The organism is Aeromonas sp. R2-1 (assembly GCF_040908425.1).
GTDB lineage: Bacteria > Pseudomonadota > Gammaproteobacteria > Enterobacterales > Aeromonadaceae > Aeromonas > Aeromonas caviae.
On the sequence record NZ_JBFODR010000050.1, the window covers coordinates 1 to 4,606 of the forward strand.

Genomic DNA, 4,606 nt, shown 5'->3' on the forward strand with positions numbered 1-4,606 from the left:
TTGAAGCGGGCGATCCCGCCGTGCTCCATGGCGCTGCGCAGCTCGGATTCATCCTCCAGGGTGAAAGCTGCTGGCAGATTTCCCTCTTGCAGCCATGCGGTCATGGTGATCTCGGGTGGGTTCTTGAGCGCCACCGGCACCACCGGCAGGCTGCCAATGGACTTGCGAAGCAGAGCCAGCACATCGTCCGCCTTCTTGGCGGAGGAGGCATCGACCATAAGCAGGCCGTCGGCCGGGTTGATCCAGGCGAAGGTGTTGGCGGTACGGCTGAACGCCCGGGGCAGCAGGGTGTGCAGCAGCTCCTCCTTGAGCGCTTCCTTCTCTTTCTTCTTGAGGGCGCGGCCCTGCTCGTACTCGATGGCCTCCACCTTCTCTGCCAGCGCTTCCTTGATGACGGCGGTCGGCAGGATCTTGTCCTCGCGGCGGGCGCACAGCAGGATCTGGCCGTTGGCGGCATGGGTCAGGGTGTGGCCGAGCTTGCCGAAGGGTCGGGTCCAGCCAAAGCGGGAAATATCCTGGCTGCCGCAGGGGGTGAAGGCACACGCCTCCAGTTGGGTTTCCAGCTGTTCGGCGGTCAACTCGAACGGGCGGGTGAAACGGTAAACTTGAAGGTTTTTAAACCACATGGTCTGGGTCCTGTTGTTGGTTAGTTGCGGGCTTTCTTGGTCTGCAGGTCGTGAATCTTCTTGGCTGCGGCCTCGGCAGTTTGTCGGTCGCAGGTCGAGCCGCCGGGCAGGATGAACCTGCCGGGCTGCTTGGGATCGGGCATGACGACACCCAACCCGATGACTACTGCGCCGCAGTAGGGGTTTTCAGTGGCTTGCATGTTGGTCCTCGTAAATTGGAAGCCCCGTTGATCGAAGGGGCTTTTTGAACTGTTACGCAGCTTTCCTGGTCGCGAGACCGAGGCGGTCAACGTTTTTCTGGTAGATGGCTGATGCTGACTTCTTCTGATCGTCAGTGAGCCGGGGACCCAGCGAACTTACCTCGCTGACCAGTTGTTTCATCTCTGAACCAGACTGGGCTTGATCCATTTTGAACAGGATCTCGGCGAGCAAATCTTCTGCCTCGAGATCTTTCTCGGGGGCGGGGTCGTCTGCATTTTGGGTGTTGCCTGAAACAGGTTCACTTACCGCCGCGACGATTTGTGCTTCCCCCTCGATGACCTGGCCGTTTTGCTGCTGAGCGCGTCGCTCCGCAGCTTTTTGGGCAAGCGACGCCTTTGCGTCATTGCCACCTTGTGGGCCGTTACCTGGGGGCGTCACGTCGATCTCCTCCAATTCATCGACAGAGTAAACCCCCAGGATTACATCGGGGGTGTAGAGCCTTGCCCAGCGTTTGACACCCAGATATGCAAGCTGTTGCTTGGGGTCATCTGCCCAAAGAGTGGAGTTTCGAGTGCGGGCCTGTTGGAGCAACAGGGTCACTTCACGGGATTGGCCGTTGGAAAGGTGAGCGATGATTTTGACCCCGCAACCCGCCTCATCGGCAAAGGTCCAGTCAGGCACACGATACTCGACAGGCTTCCCATCTTTCTCTTTTCGGATCACCTTGAATTTACCGATCACTCGCTCCCAGGGGCCGAAGAACTCGTAGTCAAAGCGTCCCTTGATCGCACCGGAGTTGACCACAATCGCGTTGACCAGCTGAGCTTCATAACCGAGCGTGCCATTGACCAGATGGGTCTTCTGCGCAACGGGGAACGGATTCATCCCCCACTGGATGGCCTGCAGGCAGATTGCAAAGCAGTCAGCTTTGTTCCCACGTAAGTGCTGGGGAACGGTGGTCTTTCCGCTGGCCATCATGTCAGCCATCTTGTCGATGCTCGCCATGAAATCGACGTTCATCATCAGGTTCAGCATGTTTGCTTGCCCACGTTCATTGGCAAAGACCTGGCTGGATTCTTGGGTTGCAACTTGGTTGTTCATCATGCTGCCTCGCTACCAAAAAGGGAGTCAGGAAGGGCGTCAAGTGGCCGTCCTGCGTCAGTGGACTGAGTAAGCACGATGCCACTCTCATCTTCATTGAGGGCCAGGCGCTCTGCATTGGCTTGGAAGGAAGGGACGACAATCTCCCCCATACCGTCGTGTCCGGGCCAGTAATTGTCTTGGCTCCAGCGGACCACATTACGCACAGCCATGTTGCGCAGCTCCAGCGCCCGGCGCTGGTCGTCCTGACCGTAGTAGTAGACGCCAACCAGAATGGGCTTGAACACATCACGCCCCAGCGGACCATCTTTCTCAACTGCGATGAAAACGAAGCTAGGCTTGTGGCCAGTCAGGGTTTCATAGCCATCGGAGTAGTGGGCATCCTGCACGTGATAGTTGTGGGAGCTACCATCGCGGGCGAATCCGCTGGGGCTGGCATTGCGCACGAACTTGAGGTCAACCAGGACATGATCCGGGCGCATCCAGTCTGGCCGGCACTTGAGCAGGGCTTTGGTTTCGGAGTGATGCCAGTAGAGACTGGACTCTGCAACTCCTTCATCCAGCAGCACAGCAGCCTCGGGATGAGCCATGACTGCCTCTCGATATCGAAGGGCATGCTGATACTCGTTGGCCGTCAACACCTCGCGTCCGCCGGCCTCTTGCATGAATTGCTCCTTGAGCTCATCGAGGAACACAGCATCAGGGTTGAAAGTGCGGATCCGCTCGGCCATTTCCGCTTTAGTGCCATTCAAGGGGAGTGTGCTGGGTAGGGCATTGATATGTGCAGCTCGCTCTGCCTGCTGGATACCCAGCAGGGCAAAATTCTCGAGCACGGCTTGATAGCCGCCGGACGTTTTGATGGGCTTTGGCAGGCTCTCATTGTAAGCCTTGATGCAGGCTTTGAGCGCTGCGCCAGTGCGCTTGTCATCTTCGCCCAGGGTCTGGAATGCTTCTGGCAGCAGCTCATAGGCAGCTTCGTGTTCACCCACTCCCTTTCCTGCATCTATGGGTTTTGGCAGCTTGCTGTTGTGTTCCTCGATGGCCTGGACCAGTTCCTCGATTGCAGGTTTCTGCTCGAGGCTATCGTTGTATCCCTGAATTACGGCCTTCATCTGTTCTGCACCAGCCAGGGCATGAGCAGGCCATTCGGGCTCAACGATGAACTCGCTGTTGAAGTCATCGAACTCAAGCACGACCTTGTGAAGGATCTTGCCCTCACGAAGGGCTGCTGTTTGCTTCTGGTCGTGGCCTTCAATCTGGTAGTAGTGGTAGTGCTGGCCAGACACCAAGGCCCAGTCTAAGCCGCTCTTGGATAAACCCGGCCCGCCGTGGTAGGCATCGCCGGGAATCCCGTGGTAAATGCCGGGGCCAGCAGGTTCAAACTTGCTGATAACTGCTTCGGCAATCTCGCTTTTGGGGTGAATGTTTTCCATGGTTGGTCCTCGTTTGTTGAACAGTTCGTCCATCGCAGCCAGTGCTTTTTCCATCGCGCACGCTTTTGCTTTATCCATGCGATCGCGGGATTCGGTGATGATGCGAAATTGACGTTGGTTGATGATCTGCAGCGGGGTAGGGGGGCCTATGAGCAAGGGCTCAGGGATGGTGCAAGGCTTTGGTGCAAGCTCTGGCCCCCTTTCGGAATGGCGATGTTGGATGCCTGTTGCCATGACTACATTTCCATCGCGACAGCAGGAAGCTCACCCTGGCCAGTGGTCAACCAGGTGAAGTGGGCTGAGAGCTCGGGGTGCTGCACTATCAACAGCAGGGTGCCGCCGCTGATTTCCCGGTAGTTCAGCTCGTAGTTCTTGAGCGTGGTTGCCGGGATGCCCAACTTGTCGGCGAACTCCGGCCGGCTGAAGCCGAGGCGTTCACGCAACTGGCGCAGGCGCTTGCGGCAAGCATCATTGAGCGGAGGGATGGTCATGTTGCTTTGGTCGGTACGCTTTTTCATGGTCTGGGTCCTGTGGTGGTTATCCGAAGGCGGCCACGGCTACACCAGAGCCACCTTCGGATACCGGCTCGCAAGCCGGCACCGTGTCACCTTCCAGCCCCGCATTCCGGTTTGAACGGGTTAGCGGGGATCTGCCGGGCCAGCAGATTGCGTGCGGTGACGGCCCTGTCCTGGTTGTTAAAGAGCGAGCCCAGCCGAATTTGGCGTGAGCGAAGCCAAAGCATCCTTGCGGTGCTTGAGAAAGAGGCTTTGGCTACGGCGCTATGAGGGAAGCGCCAGACCCGGGTCAGATGGCGTTGCGGTGGAACTCGGCCCGCCAGTGGAGGAGGGCGCTGTGCTTGGTGATGCCGGCGGTGCGCTTCTGGGCTGCGCGGGCGGCGACGATGTGGTGCTGCTCGGTGGCCATCATGGCCAGGTGCAGGCGCTGCTTGATGGCTCGGCGGCGGGCGGCGTTGCCGTTAAGGCGGTCAGCGATGGCAGTTACAATCTGGTCTGCACGTTTCGCGGCCCTGGAAAAAATGCGCTTGGTCATGGTACATTCACTCCTATTGGCGAGTTGGTCCTCGCTAATTCCCACGTGATTCGTCATGCTGGGTCCTGTTGCTAGGGTTGGTCCCCTGGCAACATCCGATTGGGGTGGTACCCCAGTCCTTCAAAGCCCGCCTTGTGCGGGCTTTGTCGTTCTTACGCGCTGGTCAGGCGCCTCACTTCTGCCCTGGTCAGGGGC

6 protein-coding genes are annotated in these 4,606 nt (G+C 58.4%); all 6 read right to left on the reverse strand.

The genetic code is table 11. The annotated features are described in order from the left end of the window. Positions 1-626: recombination-associated protein RdgC (locus AB5Y80_RS17730; protein ID WP_368173290.1), on the reverse strand; the 626-nt coding region annotated here is incomplete at its 3' end. Between the two features lie 20 nt (positions 627-646). Beyond that, positions 647-826, reverse strand: coding sequence for a hypothetical protein (locus tag AB5Y80_RS17735; protein WP_323941628.1), 180 nt, complete (start codon positions 824-826; stop codon positions 647-649). A gap of 52 nt (positions 827-878) precedes the next feature. Beyond that, positions 879-1,931, reverse strand: coding sequence for a RecT family recombinase (locus AB5Y80_RS17740; RefSeq protein WP_323941627.1), 1,053 nt, complete (start codon positions 1,929-1,931; stop codon positions 879-881). Then, on the reverse strand, positions 1,928-3,595 hold the full coding sequence (locus tag AB5Y80_RS17745; protein WP_323941626.1) for a PD-(D/E)XK nuclease-like domain-containing protein: 1,668 nt from the start codon (positions 3,593-3,595) through the stop codon (positions 1,928-1,930). Before AB5Y80_RS17745 ends, AB5Y80_RS17740 begins: the two co-directional genes overlap by 4 nt. Before the next feature lie 2 nt (positions 3,596-3,597). Further along, positions 3,598-3,879: a helix-turn-helix domain-containing protein gene (locus tag AB5Y80_RS17750; protein ID WP_368173291.1), complete on the reverse strand. Its 282-nt coding sequence runs from the start codon at positions 3,877-3,879 to the stop codon at positions 3,598-3,600. A 286-nt stretch (positions 3,880-4,165) separates the two neighbouring features. Next, positions 4,166-4,411 carry a hypothetical protein gene (locus AB5Y80_RS17755; RefSeq protein WP_106887162.1) on the reverse strand — a complete coding sequence of 82 codons (246 nt, stop codon included), beginning with the start codon at positions 4,409-4,411 and terminating at the stop codon, positions 4,166-4,168. Between the last annotated feature and the right edge of the window lie 195 nt (positions 4,412-4,606).